Raw genomic sequence first — 22,439 nt, 5'->3', positions numbered from 1 at the left:
CCAAGTGGCGGATACGGAGGGTTTGAGAGCCAAGACCTATGATGAACCATACGCGCACCTTTATGCTGATGGCGGCAATGACCGCCCTGTTCCTCGGCGTCGGCTACCTGCTGGGCGGCAGCGGCGGCATGATCTTCGCCCTGCTCTTCGCCGTGGCGACCAACGGCTTTGCCTATTGGAATTCGGACAAGCTGGTGCTGCGCATGTACGGCGCCCGGCCGGTCGACGCATCCAGCGCGCCGGGGCTCACCCGCATGGTCGAGACCCTGGCCGGTAACGCCGAACTGCCGATGCCGGCGGTCTACATCATCGACAGCGACCAGCCCAACGCCTTCGCCACCGGCCGCAACCCGGACAACGCCGCGGTCGCGGTGACCCGCGGGCTTCTCAGCCGCCTGACCGACGAGGAGGTCGCCGGCGTGGTCGCGCACGAGCTGGCGCACATCAAGAACCGCGACACCCTGACCATGACAGTGACCGCGACCATCGCCGGCGCGATCTCGATGCTGGCGACCTTCGGCCTGTTCTTCGGCGGCAACCGCAACAACCCGCTGGGCTTGGTCGGCGTCATCCTGGTGGCGATCCTGGCGCCCTTGGCCGCCAGCCTGGTGCAGATGGCGATCAGCCGCTCGCGCGAGTACGAGGCCGACCGGATCGGCGCGGAGATCTGCGGCCGGCCGCTCTGGCTGGCCTCGGCGCTGGAGAAGATCGAGCGCTTGGCCCAGGGGATCGACAACCAGCGTGCCGAAGGCAATCCGGCGACGGCGCACATGTTCATCATCAACCCGCTGCACGCCCATGCCGTCGACGGCCTGTTCCGCACCCATCCCAAGACCGCCGAGCGGGTCGCCCGGCTGCGCGCCCTGGCGGGCGAGACCGCCGGCGGGCGCGGCCCCTGGGGCTGACGAGGGCCGCTCGCGGCGCCGACTCGGCTTGCCAGGGCCCGGTCCGGCCGGGCACAACAGGGTATGCCGTCCCGACAAGATCCGCACCCGCCCTCCAGCCGCGCCGTCGCGCTCGACCTGCTGGAAGCGGTGTGGCAGCGCGGCCGGCCGCTCGACGAAGCCGTCGCCGCCCACCGTGGCCTGGACGCTCTGGCAACCCGGGACCGGGCCTTCGTCCGCGCCCTGGTCGGCACCTGCCTGCGCCGCCAGGGCCAGATCGACGCGCTGATCGACGCCCGGATGGAGCGGCCGCTCAAGCCCTCCAAGGCCCGGGTCCGCGCGATCCTGCGCCTGGGCGTGGCCCAGGTCTGCTTCCTGGCGGTGCCGGCCCATGCCGCGGTCAGCACGACGGTGGCCCTGGCGCTGGGGCAGGGGGAACGGCCCTTCCGCGGCCTGATCAACGCCGTCCTGCGCCGCCTGGCCGAGACCGGCCAGACCCTGGTCGCCGAGCAGGACGCCGCCCGGCTCAACACCCCGGATTGGCTCTGGCGCAGTTGGAGTGCGGCCTACGGGGAGGCGGCGGCGCGCCGCAGCGCCGAGGTCCAGCTCCTGGACCCGCCGCTCGACCTGACCCTGCGGCAGGGCGAGGACCCGGAGTTGTGGGCCCTACGGTTCGACGCCAAGGTGCTGCCCGGGGGCGCCCTGCGGCTGGCGCCCGGGGCCGGCGAGGTCGGCCGCCTGCCCGGCTACGGCGCCGGTGCCTGGTGGGTCCAGGACTTCGCCGCCGGCCTGCCGGTGCGGCTCTTCGGCGCCCTGGCGGGCAAGACTGTGCTCGACCTTTGCGCCGCACCCGGCGGCAAGACCGCGCAGCTGGCCGCCGCCGGGGCCGAGGTCATCGCCCTCGACCTGAGCGAGAGCCGCCTGGAGCGGCTGCGCGGCAACCTCAAGCGGCTCGGCCTCGACGCCGCGACGGTGGTCGCCGACGCCGCGACCTGGCGCCCGCCGCACCCGGCGGGAGCGGTCCTCCTGGACGCGCCCTGCACGGCGACCGGCACCCTGCGCCGGCATCCCGACATCGCCCGCTTGCGCCGACCCCAGGATGTGGCGGCGCTGACCGAGGTGCAGGACGAGCTGCTGCGTGGTGCCGCGGCCATGCTGGCGCCCGGCGGCACCCTGGTCTACGCAGTCTGCTCCCTGCAGCCCGAGGAGGGCCCGGAGCGCATCGCCCGCCTGCTCGACGAGACGCCCGGGCTGGCGCGCCAGCCGCTGCGGGCCGAGGAGCTTCACGGCCTTTCCGAGCTGGTCACCCCCGAAGGCGACCTGCGCAGCCTGCCCTGCCACCTGTCGGAGCTGGGCGGCATGGACGGCTTCTACGCCTGCCGCCTGCGCCGGGACTGAGGTGGCAGAGCACCCGCGATCAAGGCCGCGCACGCCAGGACAAGACGACAGCCCGCAATCGCGAAGCCGGAAAAGACAGGCTAATATGGTCTCGGTCTTGCAGAATCAGGGACACGAGGGAGCAACACCATGCACGTGAGGTTACGAGGAGCGCTTCGGGCCGTCATCGTCCTCGGCGTCTCGATCGCGAGCTTCGGCGCGACGGCCGAGACCCAGCTCAGGATCGGCGCCGGCAGCGTCGCCGGGATCTACAATCAAATCGGGGCCTCGATCTGTCGCTTCCTCAAGAAGAACCCGGAAGAGCACGGGCTGCGCTGCCAAACCAAGGCCACCGAAGGATCCGTCTACAATGTAAGGGCCCTGCGCGCGGGCGAATTGGAGCTGGCGGTCGTCCAATCGGACGTGCAGTTTCATGCCTTTAAAGGGACCGCGGAGTTTTCCGGCGAAGGGCCCAATACCGGGTTGCGTGCCTTGTTCTCGGTCGTGCCGGAGACCTTCACCGTCGTCGCCGCCAAGAACTCCAACATCACCGGCTTGGAGGCCCTGATCGACGAGAAAAGGGTCAATGTGGGCCTTCCCGGATCCGGCGGACGCGTCGTCTTCGACGCTCTGATGCAACACATGGGTTGGACGCTCGAAAGTTTCCGGGCCGCCACCGAGATTAGGACCTCGCTCCAGGCCGAAGAGATCTGCGCCGGCCGTATCGATGCCGCCGTTTACGTGGTCGCGCACCCGAACCTGTCGCTGCAGGAAGCAGTCGCGTCTTGCGAGGCGTACCTGGTGCCGGTGGCAGGGCCCAAGATCGACTCATTTGTCGCCGAGAACCCGCAGTTCGTCCCCTTGTCGGTCCGCGGTGGCCTCTACCCCTCCAACTCCGAGGCGGTGCCCAGCTTCGGCGTCATTGCAACCGTCGTCACGACCAGCGCGATCTCAAGCGAGACGGTCTATCAGGTGGTCAAGTCCGTCTTCGAGAACCTGGAGAAGTTCAAGACGCTGCTCCCGGTCTTCGCCGATCTGAACAAGGGGTTCATGCTGGCGCCTCACCACGCCGCGCCCTGGCACCCCGGGGCCCTGAGATACTTCCGGGAGACCGGCATGATGTGAAGCCGCGGGGCCGGACGACCCCGCGGCCTCGATATCACCGTCAGGCGACGCGCCGTCCGGCCGTCAGGCTTTGGTCGAGTTCTTCGTTCGTCGAGCCGGCAAGGTCGCTCAGCTCCTTCAGAACCACGAGAATCGCCTCTCCGGACTCGCGAATCTTTTGCACGTCGCCCTGGCTTTGCGGCTCGGAGGCATTGCCCCGGCTGAGTGCCGTGGTTGCGTTCAGGATGTCATCGAGCCGAGGCCGAACTTCCAGGCCCAGTCGATCGAGCACAACCGTCCTGGTCTGGTTGGCCAGCATGGTGTTGTAGCGGTTGAGAGCGAGTTCCTGGGCTTTCGCGGCGATCTCCTGGCGCCGCTGATTCAATTCCTTCTGGGCGTTCCGGAGCTTCACCAACTGCGCGTCGTACTCCAGTTCCGACATGAGGCCCTCTTTCACGGCCTGGCTCTTGGCGGCGTTGGAAGCCTCCAGCTCCTTGGTCTGCGACGCTATCGTCGCTTCCAGCTCCGTCAGCTCGGCGTTGTAGCTTTCCAGCTTGGTCTGAGCTTCCAGGTATGCGCCGGCCAGCGGAATCCAACTCCAGAACCCGATGAAAAGCACGACGAAGCCGAAAAGATAACCGACCACCTTCTCCAGGAAGGCCTCGACCTCGGTATCGCCGACCACGACCAGCGGATTGAGTGCCTCGAAGTTGTCGGTGATGTCGAGGACCGTGCCGAAAAAGACCAGACCAAATCCGATCAGGATCTGCGACCAGCCCTTCTGTCGGTACAACTCGAACCTGCTACCGGCCCAGAACAGGAATCCCATGATTAGAGCCATCACAACGGCCCGCAGGATCTCAAGTACAATATCGATCATCTCTTGGCTCCAATTTCAGCGCGCTAAGGAATTTGTGTAGAATTACCAATTTGTGACTTAAAAAGACCATAAGAATTTATGAATTTTTGCTATAGTATTAGCTACTATTGCGAGAGGTTTTGGCGGCGCTTTGGCGCCCGAGTCGGGCTCATTCCTAAGGCTGATCTGCCTCCTGCGGCACTCAGCGCACTTCCCGATCAGACGCCTTCGCGTCTGGCCGGGAGTCGTGCGCTGATACGTTGGAACGAGGGCATTGCATCCGGCCAGATGGATCGCGAAGCGATTCTATCTGATTGGATAATGCCCTAGCCGCCCGCCGCGGTGGCCCTCGGCTTCAGATTTCGGTCAGAGTCAGCAGGATGTCGGCGTACCAGGCGCAGTTCAGGCCGAGCGCCTCGTCCAGCTCCATGTCCCGCGTCCCCACGTCGAGCCGCGCCGAGTGGATGCCCAGAAGCCACCACGGGAGATCCGCGGGCGGCGAGGCGCCCGCGGGCGCGCGCATCACGACCGGCGCGCCGCTGGTGCCCCGGTGGGTCCGCGCATCGGTCAGGAAATAGCCCTCGCCCTGGAAGCGCAGGCCAAAGGACGAAGCGATCACCGCATGGCGCGCGACCGGCATGTGGTGCAGGGTGTCGTGGAAGCCGAGCGGAAAGCCCACCATGAGCAAGGCGCTGCCGACCTCGGGCTGCGCCTCGGCGCCGAGCAGGTTCTTCGGCGCGAAGGCGCGGTAGAGCGTCGTGGCCGGCAGCGCCTGCTTGTCGACCTCGATCACCGCGACGTCGACCTCGCCGGCCCGGTCGAGGCCCTGGCGCCAGACCTGCGCGCCGTCGCGGAAGAGCGGGATCGAGAAACCGGTCGAGACGGCGAGGTTGTCGGGATCGACGTGCAGCTCGATCTCGATTCGGTCCGGGGCGTGCCCGCTCGGCTCGTCGAAGAGCACGTGCCGGCTGGTTACCAGGAACAGGCGGCCCTCCCGGGCGAAGAAGAAGCCGCTGGCGTTGGTCAGCTGGCGCGCGCCCTGGAAGGTGAGGACGCGGGTCGAGGCCAGGAGGAGCGCTTCGATCATCGCCCTGCCGTCGTGCCGCAGGCCCCGGTCATCAGTCCTCGCGGCGCCGCGCGCGGACGACGTAGCCGCCGGAGCGCTCGTCGTGCTCGAGGTCGAGTAAATCGCGGTCCTCGGCCTCCTCAAGGAGGTCGCTGAAGGACTGGAAGCCGTAGTAGCTCTCGTTGAAGCCCGGGCGGCGGCGCTTCAGGGTCTGCTTGACCATCGAGCCCCAGACCGGATCGCCCCGCTCCGCGAAGAGCGCCTCCACGGTTTCCAGGACCAGGTCGATGGCCTCGTCCTGCCGGTCGCCGTCCTTGCCGGCCGCCGCCTTCTTCGCAGGCTTCTTCTCCGTCGTGGCCTTCTTCTTTGCCGGGCGGCGGCGGCGCGACTTGGTCGAAGCGCTGGCCCGGACCAGGTCTTCGTAGAAAATAAACTCGTCGCAGTTGTTCATCAGTAGGTCGGAGGTGCTGTTCTTCACGCCGACGCCGATCACCGTCTTGGCGTTCTCCCGCAGCTTGCTGACCAGGGGCGAGAAATCCGAGTCGCCGCTGATGATCACGAAGGTGTCGATGTGCTCCTTGGTGTAGCAGAGGTCGAGGGCGTCGACGACCATGCGGATGTCGGCTGAGTTCTTGCCGGACTGCCGGGTGTGCGGAATGTCGATCAACTCGAAGGCGGCCTCGTGCATGGTCGGCTTGAACTCCTTGTAGCGCTCCCAGTCGCAGTAGGCCTTCTTGACCACGATGCTGCCCTTCAGCAGCAGGCGCTCCAGCACCAGCCGCATGTCGAACTTCGGGATCTTGGCGTCGCGCACGCCCAGGGCGACGTTCTCGAAGTCGCAGAACAGCGCCAGGCTGTAGTCCAGGTCGGTGTCGGTCATGGTGATCCTTGCGGTTGCGGCGCGGGCGGCGGAAGGACAGGCATTATGAGGCAATTCATCCTCGAGCACACACAGTGACTCGCGGGGCCACGGCGCCGCTTGCGCGATTCCGGCCTTGCTGATACCTAGCTTGACATGTCGGGGAAGGTGCGAATCGCGCCGTCCATCCTTGCCGCCGACTTCGCGCGGCTGGGCGAGGAGGTGAAGGCGGTCACCGAGGCCGGGGCGGACTGGATCCACCTCGACGTGATGGACGGTCACTTCGTCCCCAACCTGACCTTCGGGCCGGACATGGTGCGCGCCCTACGGCCGCACTCGGCCCTGACCTTCGACACCCACCTGATGATCGCGCCGGCCGACCCCTATCTCGAAGCCTTCGCCGAGGCAGGGTCCGACGTGATCACGATCCATCCGGAGGCCGGGCCGCATCTGCACCGCAGCCTGCAGGCGATCCGCGCCCTGGGCAAGAAGGCAGGCGTGTCGCTGAACCCGGCGACCCCGCTCTCGGCCATCGAGCACGTGCTTGAGGACGTCGACCTGATTCTGGTGATGAGCGTCAACCCGGGCTTCGGCGGCCAGTCCTTCATCCCCGGCGCGCTCGAAAAGCTGAAGGCGCTGCGCGCGCGGATCGACGCCCTGGGCCTGAGCATCGACCTGGAGGTCGACGGCGGCATCAACTTCGAGACCGCACCCCGGGCCATCGCCGCCGGCGCCGACGTCTTGGTCGCCGGCACCGCGACCTTCAAGGGCGGAGCCTCGGCCTACGCCGAGAGCATCCGCCGCCTGCGCGGCCCGTGATGGCCGACGCCGTCAAGAGCGCCCAGGCCTCCCCCCAGCCCCCGAGCCAAGCGCCGGGCCGGACGCAGCAGCGCCGCGGCTTCCGCCGCCTGTCCGGCGAGCTCAAGATCGGCGCCCTGCTCTACGCCGCCAAGACACCCTTCTTCGCCCTGCCGCTCTATCGTTGGACTCTGAACGGGCGCGCCGTCGTGGCGCCGCGGATCGTGTTCAGCGATCCTTGGCCGGGCAGCGCCGAGGCCGGACGCCAGATCTTGGAGGGCGGCCTGGTGCTCAAGGGCCGGCCCTATCCCGAGATCGCCCCGCCCTGGCACCCGCCAAAGCTCGGCCTGCCGGTCCTGCTCGCCCTGCACGGCTTCGACTGGCTGCGCGACCTGCGCACCGCCGGCGGCGACGCCGCGCGGCGCCGGGCCCGGGACCTGACCGCGTCCTGGATCGAGCAGCACCGCGACTGGCATCCCCTGGCCTGGCATCCCGAGGCCATCGGCCAGCGCCTGTCGTCCTGGTTCGGGCTCTTCGAGTTCTTCGCCGCCAGCGCCGACATCCTGTTCCGCCAGACCCTGCTGCAGTCGGCCGGGCGCCAGGCCCAGCACCTGGCTCGGGTGCTGCCGGCCGGGCTCTGCGGCGCCGAGCTGATCTCGGCGGTCAAGGGCCTGATCTTCGCCGGCGTCAGCCTGCCCGACGGCCGGGCCTGGCTGGACCGCGGCCAGGCACTGCTGCTGCAGGAGATCCACCGCCAGGTCCAGGTCGACGGCGGCCAGGCCGAGCGCTGCCCCAGCATCCAGCTGCAGGTGCTGCGCGACCTGGTCGACATCCGCGCCCTGCTGTTGGTCGCCGAGGTGCCGGTGCCCCCGGACTTGCAGCTCGCCGTCGAGCGCATGGCCGCCGTGCTGCGCCTGCTGCGCCACGGCGACGGCGGGCTGGCCCTTTTCAACGGCGGCAACGAGGAGGCGTCCTGGCTGATCGACAGCCTGCTGCAGCGCGCCAGCCGGCGCAGCAAGCCCCTGATGTCGGCACCGCAGAGCGGCTTCCAACGCCTGCAGGCCGGGCGCAGCCTGGTCCTGGTCGACGCCGGCGCGCCGCCGGAGCCGGCCTACGACCGGCGCGCCCACGCCGGCACCCTGTCCTTCGAGATGAGCGTCGGGCGCGAGCGCCTGATCGTGAACTGCGGCACCTTCGAGGCCGACGACGCCCTGGCGACGGCAGCCCGGGGCACCTCGGCCCATTCGACCCTGATCGTCGCCGAGACCAACTCCTCGGCGGTCCTGACCAGCGGCGGCCTGGGGCGGCGGCCGGGCACGGTGATCTGCCGGCGCCAGGAGGGCGAGGGCGGGATCTGGCTGGAACTCAGCCACGACGGCTACGCCGCGCCCCACGGCCTGCTCCACCACCGCCGGCTCTTCCTGGCCGAGAGCGGCGAGGACCTGCGCGGCGAGGACCGCCTGGAGGGCGGCGCCTCCGGCGGGCTGGACTTCGCCCTGCGCTTCCACCTGCACCCCGGGGTCCAGGCCAGCCTTTTGCAGACCGGCGACGCGGTCCTGCTGCGCCTGCCCAAGGGCGGCGGCTGGCGCCTGCGCCTGCGCGGCGCGACCCTGGCCCTGGAGGACGGCGTCTACCTGGGCGAGCGGGGCCAGCCCCGGCGCTGCCAGCAGATCGTCGCCCGCGGCACCACCGAGGCCGAGGGCGCGCTGGTGAAATGGGCCCTGCGCCGCGAGGTTCCGCGCGGCGGGTGACGGTGTCACGCCCGCCTCGGAGGCCAGCCTCACGGCACCGCGCGTTCTGGCGTGCTTCAGTGTGCTGCCTCCTGTTTCTCACACTCTCGGCACAGGCCGCCGCGGCCGAGGAAACGGCCGCGGAGGTCGCGCCGTTTCAGCCCTTCACGGCCTCGCTTTCCGACGGCGCGGCGCGCCGATACTACCTCGCGCCGGCCGCCGGACCGCCGAAGCCGCTGCTGGTCATGGTTCAGGGGTCGGGTTGCGCGCCCGTCTTCCGGAGAAACGAGAACGGTGAACCGAGCGGCTGGATAGGACAAAAAGAGCTCTACCGGCTGTCCGCGGGCCGCTACGCCGTGATGGTCGCCGAGAAGCCAGGCGTGGCCCCGGAAAGCGAGCGCACCGGCGGCGGCATGGCCGGCTGCCCCGAGACCTTCCTCAGGCGACACGGGCTCCAGAGCTGGGCGGCTGCCCTCACCGCGACGATCGATGCGGCGCGCGCCCACCCCGCCGTCAGCGGCGCACCGATCCGCCTGCTCGGCATCTCGGAGGGCGCGGTCACCGCCGCCTATCTCGCGCGCCGGCGCGACGACGTGAGTCACATCGCATTCATCTCCGGCTTTGGCTGTAACTTGATCGACGACATGTTGGTTGTCGTGCGGCGCGAGTGGCTGCGCGAGAACGCCGAGGCGCGCGGCGAAGCCCGGCAGCGAGGCGTCGCCGCGGCAGTGTCCGAATTGGAGAACCGCTTCCGCGCCGTCTTCTCCGGCGGGGCCCCGGCCGACGGCCTCATCGCGGGGCAGACCCCGAAGTTCTGGTCCACCTTCGGCGTCGCCTGCCCCGCGGAGGACCTCGCGGCGAGCGACGCCGAGGTCTTCGTCGCCTATGGGACCGCGGACGAGGAGATCAGCGCCGACGGCATCGAAGAGATCACGGCGCGCCGGCTGATCGCCAGCAAGCCACTGCGCGTCGTCCGAATCGTCGGCGGCGGCCACGCTCTGGAGACGCCGGACGAGCCCGGTCCAGGCGCAAACCTGAGCTCCGTCTTCCGCCAGGCGCTCGACTGGATGCAGGAGTGAGACGAAGGTCAGTGTGCCGCGGCGGGTGAGGCGACCGCAGGTCCGGCGCCGGATCCGGCTCCATGCTTCGTTAATCGATTGAACTCTATGCTGTCCGTCTCGAATGGATGAGCGGCCATGAGTTCCCTAACCGTCAATCAAGTCGTCGCGGCCTTTGCCAAGCCGTTCGACGCGCTGGGCTTCAAAAAGCGCAGGGACGGGCGCTTCACGCGGGAGATCGCGGAGGGCGTTACTGGCGTGATCTCGCTCGCGGCAGTCCGACCACGCCGAGAGAAGACAAAGGTCCAGATTCACCCCCTGGTCTACAATCTTCACAAGGACCTTGGGGCGTTGTTCGACGAGCTCATGAAACAGAAGCCGGAACCCTTCAAACCCCAAGCAGTCAGACAATATCTCACCTCGCTGCTGCCCAAGAGCCGGCGATACAGGTCCTTCCCCCGTGGCTTCTGGTCGTTTCGGACGCAAAAGGACATGCGCGAGCTCACACCCTTGGTTGCCGACATCATCGAGAAGCGCGGGATCCGCTTCCTGGAGAAGCACAGCACGCTCGAGTCGATCGTCACGCACAACCTCGAGAACGAAGATCTGATCAGTTCCCACTTGGCGGCGGCAGGTCTATATCTCTTGGGCGAGAACCCGCGAGCATTCGGCGTCATCGAGCGTGAAATTCGATGGCTGAAGACCAACGCATCCCAAGAAGACGTCGAAAACTTCAAGCGGTACGCCAGACCTTTGATGAAGAAGATGCAGGCGGGCGGCTGGCAGCCTCCCGCCAGGGCCAAGGCGTTGCTGGCGAAAGCCTAGCCGGCCCCGCAACGGCGCTTCCGCGGAGGGATGCCATCGGCGGCGCCCAAGCCAACTCGGCAGGGCGCGAAGGACCGCTGCCCAGCGGGCAGTTTTCCGACGTCGGAGAGAGCCCTCTGGTGAGAGCAGAGGGTGAAGGCAGGGCGCACACAGAATGATCGAGCGGCGGCAGTTCGAAGCAATCCAGGATCTCGTCCGTGAACTGGCGAGTCGGAATTTCGACGGCCTGGTCAGGGCGGGCCGTGTTGTGAGCTTGACGGCTTCCGAAGTCCGGGAAGCGGTGGAGTCCTATCCTGACCGGATCGTGGAGCTGCCGGACGAGGCGGCCGCCTTGGCCGAGGTCGTCGACCACGATCTCGTGCCGGACACGAAGATCGCCTACATCCCAGTCTGGACCGCACAGGAGGGGCAAAGCGACCTGACCCTGCAGGTCTGGATCACGGAGGTCGACGGCGGTCTCTCCGTCCGGATGTACGATCTTCATGTGATGTGACGAACCGGAGCCGTTCAAGGCCTTAGCTCATTCTGTTTGCGGGCGATCGGCTGCCATCACTGCCTCCTGAAATCCGGAAGCTCACGGCGCTCACCGAGCTCGATGTAAGCTCCGAGGCCTGACCACGGAGCCGTCAGATCGGCGTTTTCGGCAAGCCTTCGCATCCAGGGTCGCTGATCGCTTGACCGCGTCCGCGCGCCTCCGTAAAGCACTGGCGTCGGTCGCCGCGCGACCGCTTTCCCCACCGGACAGCCGCGAGCCAGAGATGTCAGAGACACCCGAAGACCTTCCAATCCGCCGCGCTTTGATCTCCGTCTCGGACAAGACTGGGCTGGCCGGGCTGGGCAAGCAACTGGCCGCCCGCGGCGTCGAGATCCTCTCGACCGGGGGCTCGGCCAAGGCGCTGACGGAGGCCGGGGTCGAGGTGACCGAGGTCTCGGCCCACACCGGCTTCCCCGAGATCATGGACGGGCGGGTCAAGACCCTGCATCCCAAGATCCACGGCGGCATCCTCGCCCGGCGGGATCTGGAGGGCCACCGCGCGGCCATGGCGGAACAAGAGATCGCGCCGATCGACCTGGTGGTGGTCAACCTCTATCCCTTCACCCGGACCGTGGCCGCGGGCGCCGACTTCCCGACCTGCATCGAGAACATCGACATCGGCGGCCCGGCGATGCTGCGCGCCGCGGCCAAGAACCACGACTGGGTGACCGTGGTCGTCGACCCCGGCGACTATGCGGCCCTGCTAAAGGAACAGGACCGGAACCAGGGCGCCACCTCGCTTGAGCTGCGCCGGCGCCTGGCCGGCAAGGTCTACGCCCACACCGCGGCCTACGACAGCGCCATCGCCAACTGGTTGGCCGAGCAGGAGGGCGAGAGCCTGCCGGAGAGCCTGCTGATCTCGGGCCGGCGGCTGCAGAGCCTGCGCTACGGCGAGAATCCGCACCAGCAGGCGGCCTTCTACGCCGCGCTCTCGGGCCCGGTGGCGCCGCGCCCCGGCGTCGCGGCGGCGACCCAGGTCCAGGGCAAGGCGCTGAGCTACAACAACCTCAACGACACCGACGCCGCCTTCGAGCTGGCCGCCGAGTTCGAGCAGCCCGCCATCGCCATCATCAAGCACGCCAACCCCTGCGGCGTGGCCGAGGCGGCGAGCCTGCACGAGGCCTACCGCCGCGCCCTGGCCTGCGATCCGGTCAGCGCCTACGGCGGGATCGTCGCCGCCAACCGGCCGCTGGACCAGGACACGGCGGCGGAGATCGCCGAGCTCTTCGTCGAGGTGGTGATCGCGCCCGGCGCGGACGAGGCCGCGAAGGCAGCCTTCGCGCGCAAGAAGAACCTGCGCCTGCTGCTGACCGAGGGCCTGCCGGACCCGGCGGCGGCGGGCCTGACGATCAAGGCCCTGTCGGGCGGCTATCTGGTGCAGGGCCGGGATGCCGGCCGGATCCTGCCGGGCGACCTGAAGGTCGTGACAAAGCGGCAGCCGAGCCAAGAGGAGCTGGCCGATCTGATCTTCGCCTTCCGGGTGGCCAAGCACGTCAAGTCAAACACCATCGTCTACGCCAAGGACGGCGCCACGGTCGGCATCGGCGCCGGGCAGATGAGCCGGGTCGACGCCGCGCATATCGCCGCCCAGAAATCCCGCGACGCCGCCGAGGCGGCGGGCGAGACGGCCTCGCGCACCGAGGGCGCGGCGGTCGCGTCCGACGCCTTCTTCCCCTTCGCCGACGGCCTGCTGGTGGCGGTCGAGGCCGGCGCCACCGCGGTGATCCAGCCGGGCGGCTCGATCCGCGACGACGAGGTCATCGCCGCCGCCGACGCGGCCAGCCTGGCCATGGTCTTCACCGGCATGCGGCATTTCCGGCACTGAGGGCAGATTTGAGCAGGTCTCTGTTCGGGAATACTGTTTTTCTTCCAAGCATTACATGCTTAGCGAAGGTTTTATTCGCTTTATTATGTAATCCTTCATGAATTAGGCCTAAAGACAGACGCCTGATACCTCGAAACCTCGGGAGGGCAGGCGATGACGGCAGACAGGCAGCAGGACGACGCCTTCCGGCACCCCGGCGACGCCGCGCTTCGGCGCAAGATGGACCGCAGCCGGCAGCTGCGCTCCGAGGCCCTGGGACGCGGCGCCTCGGTCTTCGTCGGCTATATCCGCTCCCAAGCCAAGCGCGAGACCCAGCCCGAAGACGGTCAGGAGACCTGGCAGCCGGACTTCCCGCCCACCGTGGCCTGACCGGGCCGGCTCAGGCGCCGGCCCCCCAGGTCCGCGCCATGGCGGCGAACTCGAGCGCCAGGTAGTCGACGAAGGCCCGCACCCGCGGCGCCAGGTAGCGGGTCTGCGGGTAGACCGCGTGGATGTCGGCGTCGGGCGAGCTGTAGTCTGGCAGCAGCTCGACCAGGCGCCCCGACAGCAGGTCGTCGCGGACCTGCCAGATCGGCAACATGATGATCCCGCCGCCGCCCAGGGCGACCTGGCGCAGCATCTCGGCGTTGTTGGCCGAAAAGCTGCCCGTGACGTGCACCGTCTCGCTGCCCTCCGCGCTGCGGAAGGGCCAGTCGTTGCGCCAAGTCCGATAGGTGTAGACCAGGCAGTTGTGGCCGGCGAGGTCCGCCGGCCGGCGCGGCGTCCCGGCGCCCTTGAGGTAGCGTGGCGCGGCGCAGACCGCCCGGCGGCTGGACGCCAGCTTGCGGGCGATCAGGCTGGAGTCCTTGAGCGCACCGATGCGGATCCCGAGGTCCATGCCCTCCTCGACCAGGTCGACCAGGCGGTCGTTGACGGTGATCTCGACCTCGACGTCGGGGTAGCGGCGCAGGAACTCGGGGATCAGGGGGGCCAGGATCAACTGCCCGAAGGTTACCGGCATGTTGACCCGGAGCAGGCCACGCGGCGCGGCGCTGAGATGCGACAGGGCCTGCTCGGCCTCGTCGAGGTCGGCGACGATCCGCTTGGCGTGCTCGAAGAAGGCGGCGCCCTCGCCGGTCATGGCGACCCTGCGGGTGGTGCGGTTGAGGAGCCGCACGCCGAGGCGGTCCTCCAGCCGGCCGATCTGCTTGCTGACCGCGGAGGGGCTGAGGCCGAGGTCGCGCCCGGCGGCGGTGAAGCTGCCGGCGTGGACCACCCGGACGTAGACCTCGAGCTCCAGAAGGCGGTCCAAGGTGCCCTCTCATTCATTCCATTTCAGCATAAGTGCTATGCCCATTTCGCCAATTAACTTATCAGAGATCAATAGTCATATATGCTGCATCAGCGAAGGCGGCAGGCGAGGCAGGCCCCCATCCCGTTCCGGAGGACGCAAGATGAATCCCTATATCAAGCCAAACCGGGCCGTTGAGGTCCCGAGCCACGCCGAGATCCAGACCATGCTGCAGCGCGGCCGGCGCCTCCGCGCCCAGGCCTTTGCGGAAAGCGGAAAGCGCCTCGTCCGGGCCCTGCGCGGCCTGATCGCGACCGGCCGGGACCGCTCGCGGGAAACCGCCGAGGCCCTGGCATCCAAGCCTCAGGGCTCGCTCACCTGAGGCGGGCGCCGGAAGCCGGCGCCGGGCTCATTCGCGCGGTTCCTTGACCGGCAGCATCAAGAGCCAACCGACCAGAAAGAAGACCAGGATCGTCGACATACCGATCCGCTGGCTGTCGGTGAGATCGGTCACCGCTGCGACCAGTGCCGGCCCCATGAAGGCGGTCGCCTTGCCGGAGAAGGCGAAGAGCCCGAACATCTCGGTGGTCATGTGGGGCGGCGCCAGCCGCGCCATCATGGTCCGGCTGGCGGCCTGGGCGGGCCCGATGAAGATCCCGATCACGCAGCCCAGGACGTAGAACCAGAGCTTGCCCTCGACGAGCAAGATCGCGCCGCCGAAGACCGTCAGGGCGGCGACCGCGACCAGGATCGTGAGCTTCGAGCCGAACCAGTCGTCGAACCAGGCGAATGCGACCGCGCCCAGGCCCGCGGTGACGTTGAGCAGGACCCCGAAAAACAGGATCTCCTTGAAGTCCATGCCGAAGGTGCCGGCGGCATAGATCCCGCCGAAGGCGAAGAGCGTGTTCAGCCCGTCGATGTAGAACAGGCGCGCCAGCAGGAAGCGCGCGATGTTGCCGTAGCGCCGCAGCTGCCGGAAGGTGCCCAGCAAGGTGCCGAGGCCCTGCCGGACCGCCTTTACGGCGGAGATCCGCTCTGCCGGGCGGTCCGGGGTCAGAAGGAACATGGGCAGGGCGAAGATCAGGTACCAGAGGGCGACGAAGGGACCGGTGATCCGCACCTGCTCGTAGGTCTCGGTGTCGAGACCCAGGATCGGCTCCTCCGGCAGCGCGAAGGCCAGCAGGCAGATGACCAGGCAGGCGATGCCGCCGGCGTAGCCGCAGGCCCAGGCCCAGCCCGAGATCCGGCCCAGCAGCCGCCGCGGCGCCAGGTCCGGCAGCATGGCGTTGTAGAAGACCTGGCCGAACTCGAAGGCGGCGTTGGCGATCGCGACCAGGACCAGGGCCGGGAGCAGATAGCCGGGCTCGGGCAGGATCCACCAGAGGCCGCTGCCGACCGCCAGGCAGGCCAGGGAAAAGAAGAGGATCCAGGGCTTGCGGCGGCCGCTGTGGTCGGCGATTGCGCCCAGGATCGGCGCCAGGATTGCGATGCCCAGCGCCGAGAGGCTGATCATCTGGCCCCAGGCTGCAGTGCCGGCGATCTCGTCGGGCGCAACCGCCTTGGTCACGTACTGGGCGAAGACGAAGGTGATGATCACGGTCGGGAAGGCCGAGTTGGCCCAGTCGAAGAGGCACCAGGCCGCGATGGCGCCCTTGCTGGTCTTAAGGTCCGCGCCCGCCACTGCCGTCATGCGCCCTCGCCCCCTGCCACTTCGCTGGCTTCCGGCTAGCAGCTTTGTTGGAGCCCCACAAGCTGTGTATCTTCGGCCTGCGACCGAAGGCATACAACAGCGGAAAGATGACGCGATGATCGTGGTGACGACGGATTCCATCGAAGGCCGCCGGGTCGGCGCATACCTGGGCGTGGTCAGCGGCGACGCCATCGTCGGCGCCAACATGTTCCGGGACTTCTTCGCCCGGGTCCGCGACGTGGTCGGCGGCCGGGCCGGCGGCTACGAGAAGGCGCTGCAGGGCGCCAAGGACGCGGCCATGGCCGACATGGTCGAAGCCGCCGAGACGCTGGGCGCCAACGCGATCCTCGCCGTCGACCTGGACTACGAGACCATCGGCGATTCCATGCTCATGGTCAGCGCCAACGGCACCGCGGTGCGGCTGGCCTAATCGAAGACGGCGGGCGCGGGCGTCGCGTCGGCTTCCAGCCGTGACGCGAGCCTTGGCGCTCAGGCGATCTGCACCAGCCGTGCCTTCTGGCAGAGCGGATAGCTGTCGAGAAAGGGCCGGATCGCGGCGCGCATCCCATCGCAGGAGGGACCGTAGAGATAGAGTGCGGTCTCGGTGGGGCCCTGCCAGCAGCTCTGCACCCGGCCCCGGGTGTCGAGCAGCTTGCCGAACTCGTCGTAGATCGTATCGAGATCGCAGGTCTCGTAGACCTCGTCCGGCAGATCGGTGCCGTTGAGATAGACCGCCAGCCCCTCGTTCAGGCCGAAGGCGACCTCCCGGCCGTCCGGCTCCAGGATGAAGGCCGAGCCCTTGGGCGCACCCAAGGCCTCGAGGCAGTGCCGCAGCTCGTCGAGCGCCGTGTCGGACAGGGCCGGGAGGACGATCTCGATCTCGCAGTAGGCGATCTCGCCGTCCTCGGTCATCTGGGTCCCGCCGCCTGAAACTTCGCCCAAGTCGCGGCTTTCCAGCATCTCGGTCAGGCCCTCCTCGTAAACCTCGTAGCGGTCCATAGGCTGTGCGCGGGCGTTGAGCCGGGCGACGACGAGCGCGCCATCGGCCTTCGGGTCCTTGCCGAGAGAAATGCCGAACATGAGGCCGTCTCCTGGAAGCCGCTCGACCCAAACGTCGAGCGCCGGCCAGCTTCCAAAGAAATCCTTTGAATATCGTGAAGGGCGAGCGCTGGCCTCGGCCCTCGGATCAACCACGGCCCGACAGACCTGCCGGAGGCGGAGCAGAGGGTCGCGGGCGGTCCGAGCTAGCGCACTTCCCGATCAGACGCAGTTGCGTCTGGCCGGGAGTAGTGCGCTAACACTCTAGAGTCGGGCATTACATCCGGCCAGATGGATCGCAAAGCGACTCCATCTGATCGGATGTAATGCCCTAGCCGGAGACCAGGTTGGCCAGCTTCGAGCCTCCCGGCCCGTAAAGCGCCCTGATGTGCTCGCAGAACCCGGCCTTGCCGAGGGCCTCGAACTTGCGCGCAAGGCCATCAAGCTCCTGGACGACCTCCTCGCTGTGAAGCAGCTCGGCAAGTTCGCGGCCGGCAAGGAGTTCCTCGAACAGGGCCCCGTCAACCGTGAAGTTACAGTGTCCTTCGGCCATCATCGCGACCGCGATCGCCTCGTAGTCCATGGTGTGGTCTCCAGGCACTCGATTGCAAGCCGTCCGCGAGAGGCGCCGCTAGCTCCCGACCAGGGACTTCAGCTGGCGGTTGGCGACGGCCAGCATGGCGAAGTCCGGGGTGCCGGTGGCCTGGAGCTCGGTGACCAGCTGGTCGGTGCGGGCGACCAGGGGCCGGCGCGCCTCGGCCCAGGCCTCGATCAGGCCGTCGGTCTTGCCGTTGCCCGTCGCGGCCTCCAGCACCCGGCCGGTCAGCTCGCCCTGGTGGCCGTAGAGGTCGTCGACGATGGCCGTGACCGCCAGCTTGTCCCAGGCGGTGTCGGTGGGCAGCTGGCCCGAGGCCCGGCGCAGCCAGTCGAAGCCGAAGCGGGCGCCGATCGAGAAATAGGTCCGGGCGGCCCGCTCGACCGGCAGCTCGGCGGCCAGCGCGATCCGGACGATGTCGCAGGCCGGCACCAGCAGCCCCAGGCTGGCGATGCGGCGGGAGAGGTCCTCGGGCGCGCCCTGACGCTGGTAGCCTGCGGCGCGCTCGGCGAGCACCCTCTCGTCGGCCTCGCTGATCACCTGGTCGAGGTTCTCCGAGAGTTCGTGCACGCCGGCGCCGTAGCGCTCGATCTGGCTGGAGATGTCCAGCGGGTAGCCGGCCTCGCGCAGGAACCAGACCGTGCCGCGCTCGATCAGGCGGCCGCATTCCATCAGCATGTTGGCCTGAAGCTGCGCCGGGACCTTGTTGTCCAGGGCCTCGATGGCGTCCCAGGTCTCCTCCATGCCGAAGATCTCGCGACTGATCAAGTAAGCCCGCGCGATGTCAGCGGCGGGCATGCCGGTCTTCTCCTTGACCTCGTAGATGAAGGTCACCCCGACCCGGTTGATCATGGCGTTGGTCCCGACCGTCGCCTTGATCTCGCGGTGCAGGCGGTGCGCCTTGATCGGTTTGGCGTACTTCTTGCGCAGGGGCTGCGGGAAGTAGTCGATCAGGTCGCGCTGCAGGTAGGGGTCGTCCGGGAGGTCGGACGCCAGGATCTCGTCGTAGAGCACGATCTTGGCGTAGGACAGCAGGACCGAGATCTCCGGCCGGGTCAGGCCGATCCCCGCCTTCATGCGCTCCTCGATGGTCTCGTCGTCGGGCAGCGCCTCGATCGTCCGGTCGAGCTGGCCGGCGCGTTCCAGGCTGCGCATGAAGCGGGCCAGGCGGTCCAGCAAGTGCGCGCCCAGCAGGTGGGTCACGGTGATCGCCTGGGACTGCAGGTAGTTGTCGCGCAGCACCAGCTCGGCGACCTCGTCGGTCATCTTCTCCAGCAGCTGGTCGCGCTGCTTGCGGGTCAGGTCGCCGGCCTCCTCGATCTCGCCGAGCAGGATCTTGATGTTGACCTCGTGGTCCGAGCAGTCGACGCCGGCCGAGTTGTCGATGGAATCGGTGTTGCAGCGCCCGCCGGCCATGCCGAAGGCGATGCGGCCCTTCTGGGTCATGCCGAGATTGGCGCCCTCGCCGATGACCTTGGCGCGGACCTCGGCGGCGTCGATCCTGAGCGCATCGTTGGCCCGGTCGCCGGCTTCGGCGTGGGTCTCCTGGCGTGCCTTGATGTAGGTGCCGATTCCGCCGAACCACAGCAGCTCGGCCTCGGCGGTCAGGATCGCGCGGATCAGGTCGTTGGGCGGCAGCTGGTCGGCCTCGATCCCGAAGCAGGCCTTGATCTCAGGGGAGAGCTTGATCGACTTGGCCTTGCGGTCGAAGACCCCGCCGCCCTTGGAGATCAGCTTGGCGTCGTAGTCGGTCCAGGCCGTGCCCGGCGTGTCGAAAAGCCGCTTGCGCTCGGCCCAGCTCTTGGCCGGATCGGGGTCCGGGTCGACGAAGACGTGCAGGTGGTTGAAGGCGCCGAGCAGCTTGATGTGCTTGGACAGCAGCATGCCGTTGCCGAAGACGTCGCCCGACATGTCGCCGACGCCGACGCAGGTGAAGTCCTCGTTCTGGATGTCCTTGCCCAGCTCGCGGAAGTGGCGCTTCACCGATTCCCAGGCGCCGCGGGCGGTGATGCCCATCTTCTTGTGGTCGTAGCCGGCCGAGCCGCCCGAGGCGAAGGCGTCGTCCAGCCAGTGGCCGTAGTCGACCGAGACGCCGTTGGCGATGTCCGAAAAGGTCGCGGTGCCCTTGTCGGCGGCGACCACCAGGTAGGGATCGTCCCGGTCGTGCCGGACCACCGCGTCCGGCGGCACCAGCTTGCCGGCTTTGAGGTTGTCGGTGATGTCGAGCAAGCCGCGGATGAAGGTCTTGTAGCACGCGATGCCTTCCTCCAGGAAAGCCTCGCGCCCGGCCTCGGGCGCCGGCGGCCGCTTGACCACGAAGCCGCCCTTGGAGCCGACCGGCACGATGACCGCGTTCTTGACCTGCTGGGCCTTGACCAGGCCCAGGATCTCGGTGCGGAAGTCCTCGCGCCGGTCGGACCACCTGAGGCCGCCGCGCGCAACCATGCCGAAGCGCAGGTGGACGCCCTCGATGCGCGGCGAATAGACGAAGATTTCCCGGAAGGGGCGGGGCAGTGGCAGCTCCTCGAGGTTGCGAGAGTCGAGCTTGAAGGAAATGTAGGACTTGTGGCCGCCTTCGGCGTCCGGCTGGAAGAAGTTGGTCCTGAGGGTCGACTGGATCACGTTGAGGAAGCGCCGGATGATCCGGTCCTCGTCCAGGTTGCTCACCTCTTCGAGCAGGGCTTCGATCTCGGCGACGATCTTCTGGATCCGCTGGTCCCGGCCATCCTGGGCGCGGCTCGGGTCGAAACGCGCCACGAAGAGATCGACCAGGCAGCGGGCGACCTGGGGATTGTTCTTCAGGGTCTCTTCCATGTAGGTCTGGCTGAAGGGGATCTGCGCTTGGCGCAGGTACTTGCAGCAGGCGCGCAGGACCTGGACCTCGCGCGCGGTCAGGCCGGCCCGCAGAACCAGCTTGTTGAAGCCGTCGTTCTCCATCTCGCCGCGCCAGACGCGGCCGAAGACGTCGTGGAAGGACCCCTTCACCTTCGACAGGTTGATCGGCGCGCCGTCCTCGGTCTCGATTTCGAAGTCGTGGATCCAAACCGGGTGCACCCGGTCGCGCGGCCGCACGTCGAAGGGCACCTCGCCGACCACCCTGAGCCCCATGTTCTCCAGCATCGGCAGGATGTCCGACAGGGCGACCTTCGGGCCGGCCATGAAGGTCTTGAAGTGGACCTGGTGCTCCTCGGCCTCGATCGGCCGGTAGAGGTTCATCGCCATATCGCCGCTGGCCAGGGTCGCTTCGACCTGGCGGATGTCGACGACCGCGGTCTGGGCGGTGAAGTGCTCCTGGTAGCCGGCCGAGAAGGCGCTGCCGAAGCGGCGGACGCAGCGGATCCCCTGCTCCTCGCCGCGGTCCTCGATCAGCGCCTCCTCCAGGTGGTCCTCCCAGGAGCGCGCGGCCTCGTTCAGGCTCTGCTCCAGCGCCGCCAGGTCGACCTCCGGGATCCGGCCCGGCACGGTCTTCACGATGAGATGCAGGCGGGCCAGGACGGCGTCGGTCAGGTGGGTATAAAAGGCGGTGATCTCGCCCTCGAAGGCGGCGGCGACCAGGTGCTGGAAGCGCAGCCGCAGATTGGTGTCGAAGCGGTCGCGCGGCACATAGACCAGGCAGGAGACGAAGCGTTCGAAGGGATCTCGGCGCAGGAAGAGCGAGATGCGCTGGCGCTCTTGCAGGTGCAGGATTCCCATCGCGATGTCGTGCAGCTCGGCGGCCCCGATCTGGAACAGCTCGTCGCGCGGGTAGTTTTCCAGGATGTGGAGCAGGGCCTTGCCGTCGTGGCTGCGCGGATCGAAGCCGGCCAGGCCGATCACGTTGGAGACCTTCTGGCGCAGGATTGGGATCGCCATGGGGCTGCGCGAATAGGCGACCGAGGTCAGCAGCCCGACGAAGAGCCGCTCGCCGGTCACCTTGCCCTTCTCGTCGAAGCACTTGACCGCGATGGTGTCCAGATGGACCCGCCTGTGCACCGTCGACATCCGGTTCGCCTTGGTGATCCGGAACAGCGAGGGTTCCTTGAGGAAGTGCAGAACGTCCTGGGGCACCGCGCCCTTGGTGCGCAGCCCGTCGAAGACGTGGACCTCCTCGTTGCGCAGGACACCGCGGCCACTGTCCGGCGTGACCGCCGCGATCGGCTTGTCGCCACCCCGTCCCTCGAAGACGTACTCGCGGTAGCCGAGGTAGGTGAAGTGATCGTCGTTCAGCCATTTGAGGAAGGCCAGGCCTTCCTCGATCTCCGCCTTCGGCAGCGGCGGCGGGCTCTTCTCGAGCTCGTCGATGATGTCCTGGCAGAGCCCGCGCATCTCCTGCCAGTCTTCGACCGCCGCCCGGACGTCGGCCAGCACTCGGCTGAGGCCTTTCTCGATCTCCTCGTGGCGCTCGGGCGGCTGCTCGGAAATCTGGATGTGCATCAGGGATTCGCGGGCCGCGCCCTCCGGCGCCTGGCCGACCTCGTGGAGGCCCAGGAGCCGGCCCTTGGCGTCGCGCTCGGCAGCCATGATCGGATGGATGACCAGGTAGACCTCCACGTCGAGCCGGTTCAGCTCGGCCGACACCGAGTCGACGAGGAAGGGCATGTCGTCGTTCACGATCTCGACGATCGTGTGAGAGGAGCGCCAGCCGTGCTCCTCGAGCCGTGGACTATAGGTACGGATCTTGGGGCCCTTGGCCGGACGCTTCTGGGCGAAGCTCCAGATGGCGAGCGCTGCGCCGTAGAGGTTGTCGGCGCTGACGTCGACTAGGTCGACCGGCGGGACATGGGCGTAGAACCCCCGGACGAAGGCCTCCACCGCGGCCTGCCGGTCCGGATCCATGCGGTCGTGGACCCGCTTGAGAACGCGCTCCAGAAGGTTGGCTTTAAGCTCTTCTGCCCGTGCAGCCATGGTTTCGCTCCCCCGCAGGCACCTGCCCAATTTTAAAGCACA

Annotated in this window: 20 protein-coding genes; 12 read left to right on the top strand and 8 right to left on the bottom strand. The window is 68.1% G+C overall.

The features are described from left to right. Positions 1–41: 41 nt before the first annotated feature. The 3 genes from htpX (at position 42) to QNJ30_08410 (ending at position 3,386) form a co-directional block, all read left to right on the top strand. A complete protein-coding gene (gene htpX, locus QNJ30_08420) occupies positions 42–905 on the top strand; it encodes a zinc metalloprotease HtpX (protein MDJ0943475.1) in 864 nt (287 codons plus the stop codon). Positions 906–968: 63 nt separating this feature from the next. Continuing rightward, positions 969–2,282, top strand: coding sequence for a transcription antitermination factor NusB (locus tag QNJ30_08415; GenBank protein MDJ0943474.1), 1,314 nt, complete (start codon positions 969–971; stop codon positions 2,280–2,282). Between the two features lie 129 nt (positions 2,283–2,411). Further along, positions 2,412–3,386, top strand: a complete 975-nt coding sequence (locus QNJ30_08410; GenBank protein MDJ0943473.1) for a TAXI family TRAP transporter solute-binding subunit — start codon at positions 2,412–2,414, stop codon at positions 3,384–3,386. A gap of 40 nt (positions 3,387–3,426) precedes the next feature. On the opposite strand, the gene QNJ30_08405 is transcribed toward QNJ30_08410, so the two are convergent. From QNJ30_08405 to QNJ30_08395, 3 genes are all read right to left on the bottom strand, one after another. Further along, complete coding sequence (locus tag QNJ30_08405; protein ID MDJ0943472.1) at positions 3,427–4,245, bottom strand: hypothetical protein; 819 nt, start codon at positions 4,243–4,245, stop codon at positions 3,427–3,429. Positions 4,246–4,579: 334 nt separating this feature from the next. Further along, the gene (locus QNJ30_08400; protein MDJ0943471.1) at positions 4,580–5,311 is read right to left on the bottom strand and encodes a serine protease; all 732 of its coding nucleotides are present in this window, start codon (positions 5,309–5,311) and stop codon (positions 4,580–4,582) included. 31 nt (positions 5,312–5,342) lie between these two features. Then, positions 5,343–6,170, bottom strand: a complete 828-nt coding sequence (locus QNJ30_08395; protein ID MDJ0943470.1) for an NYN domain-containing protein — start codon at positions 6,168–6,170, stop codon at positions 5,343–5,345. 135 nt (positions 6,171–6,305) lie between these two features. On the opposite strand from QNJ30_08395, the gene rpe reads away from it, so the two are divergent. The 7 genes from rpe to QNJ30_08360 all read left to right on the top strand — a co-directional run bounded on the left by rpe (position 6,306) and on the right by QNJ30_08360 (position 13,289). Further along, on the top strand, positions 6,306–6,968 hold the full coding sequence (rpe, locus tag QNJ30_08390) for a ribulose-phosphate 3-epimerase (protein MDJ0943469.1): 663 nt from the start codon (positions 6,306–6,308) through the stop codon (positions 6,966–6,968). Continuing rightward, entirely contained in the window at positions 6,968–8,698 is a 1,731-nt protein-coding gene (locus QNJ30_08385) for a heparinase II/III family protein (protein MDJ0943468.1), read from the top strand. Before rpe ends, QNJ30_08385 begins: the two co-directional genes overlap by 1 nt. Continuing rightward, positions 8,695–9,756 (top strand): acyl-CoA thioester hydrolase/BAAT C-terminal domain-containing protein, encoded by a 1,062-nt coding sequence (locus QNJ30_08380; GenBank protein MDJ0943467.1) that lies wholly within the window; start codon positions 8,695–8,697, stop codon positions 9,754–9,756. Before QNJ30_08385 ends, QNJ30_08380 begins: the two co-directional genes overlap by 4 nt. A 117-nt stretch (positions 9,757–9,873) precedes the next feature. Continuing rightward, a complete protein-coding gene (locus QNJ30_08375; GenBank protein MDJ0943466.1) occupies positions 9,874–10,560 on the top strand; it encodes a hypothetical protein in 687 nt (228 codons plus the stop codon). Between the two features lie 154 nt (positions 10,561–10,714). Continuing rightward, positions 10,715–11,053 carry a hypothetical protein gene (locus tag QNJ30_08370; protein MDJ0943465.1) on the top strand — a complete coding sequence of 113 codons (339 nt, stop codon included), beginning with the start codon at positions 10,715–10,717 and terminating at the stop codon, positions 11,051–11,053. A 265-nt stretch (positions 11,054–11,318) separates the two neighbouring features. Continuing rightward, positions 11,319–12,920, top strand: coding sequence for a bifunctional phosphoribosylaminoimidazolecarboxamide formyltransferase/IMP cyclohydrolase (purH, locus tag QNJ30_08365; protein ID MDJ0943464.1), 1,602 nt, complete (start codon positions 11,319–11,321; stop codon positions 12,918–12,920). A gap of 153 nt (positions 12,921–13,073) precedes the next feature. Next, positions 13,074–13,289: a hypothetical protein gene (locus QNJ30_08360; protein MDJ0943463.1), complete on the top strand. Its 216-nt coding sequence runs from the start codon at positions 13,074–13,076 to the stop codon at positions 13,287–13,289. A gap of 10 nt (positions 13,290–13,299) precedes the next feature. Here QNJ30_08360 and QNJ30_08355 read toward each other — a convergent pair whose 3' ends face one another. After that, entirely contained in the window at positions 13,300–14,211 is a 912-nt protein-coding gene (locus tag QNJ30_08355; GenBank protein MDJ0943462.1) for a LysR substrate-binding domain-containing protein, read from the bottom strand. A gap of 142 nt (positions 14,212–14,353) precedes the next feature. On the opposite strand from QNJ30_08355, the gene QNJ30_08350 reads away from it, so the two are divergent. Then, positions 14,354–14,572, top strand: a complete 219-nt coding sequence (locus QNJ30_08350) for a hypothetical protein (GenBank protein MDJ0943461.1) — start codon at positions 14,354–14,356, stop codon at positions 14,570–14,572. A 27-nt stretch (positions 14,573–14,599) separates the two neighbouring features. Here QNJ30_08350 and QNJ30_08345 read toward each other — a convergent pair whose 3' ends face one another. Further along, entirely contained in the window at positions 14,600–15,880 is a 1,281-nt protein-coding gene (locus QNJ30_08345) for an MFS transporter (protein ID MDJ0943460.1), read from the bottom strand. Positions 15,881–15,995: 115 nt separating this feature from the next. On the opposite strand from QNJ30_08345, the gene QNJ30_08340 reads away from it, so the two are divergent. Beyond that, positions 15,996–16,310 carry a YbjQ family protein gene (locus tag QNJ30_08340; protein MDJ0943459.1) on the top strand — a complete coding sequence of 105 codons (315 nt, stop codon included), beginning with the start codon at positions 15,996–15,998 and terminating at the stop codon, positions 16,308–16,310. A 59-nt stretch (positions 16,311–16,369) separates the two neighbouring features. Here QNJ30_08340 and QNJ30_08335 read toward each other — a convergent pair whose 3' ends face one another. The 3 genes from QNJ30_08335 to QNJ30_08325 all read right to left on the bottom strand — a co-directional run bounded on the left by QNJ30_08335 (position 16,370) and on the right by QNJ30_08325 (position 22,397). Next, positions 16,370–16,960, bottom strand: a complete 591-nt coding sequence (locus QNJ30_08335; protein ID MDJ0943458.1) for a hypothetical protein — start codon at positions 16,958–16,960, stop codon at positions 16,370–16,372. Positions 16,961–17,249: 289 nt separating this feature from the next. Continuing rightward, positions 17,250–17,501 (bottom strand): hypothetical protein, encoded by a 252-nt coding sequence (locus QNJ30_08330; GenBank protein MDJ0943457.1) that lies wholly within the window; start codon positions 17,499–17,501, stop codon positions 17,250–17,252. A gap of 48 nt (positions 17,502–17,549) precedes the next feature. Then, complete coding sequence (locus tag QNJ30_08325; protein MDJ0943456.1) at positions 17,550–22,397, bottom strand: NAD-glutamate dehydrogenase; 4,848 nt, start codon at positions 22,395–22,397, stop codon at positions 17,550–17,552. Between the last annotated feature and the right edge of the window lie 42 nt (positions 22,398–22,439).

Source organism: Kiloniellales bacterium, from assembly GCA_030066685.1.
Lineage (GTDB): Bacteria > Pseudomonadota > Alphaproteobacteria > Kiloniellales > JAKSBE01 > JAKSBE01.
The sequence above is the reverse complement of the archived record's forward strand: the minus strand, read 5'-3'. Positions and strand labels throughout refer to the sequence as shown.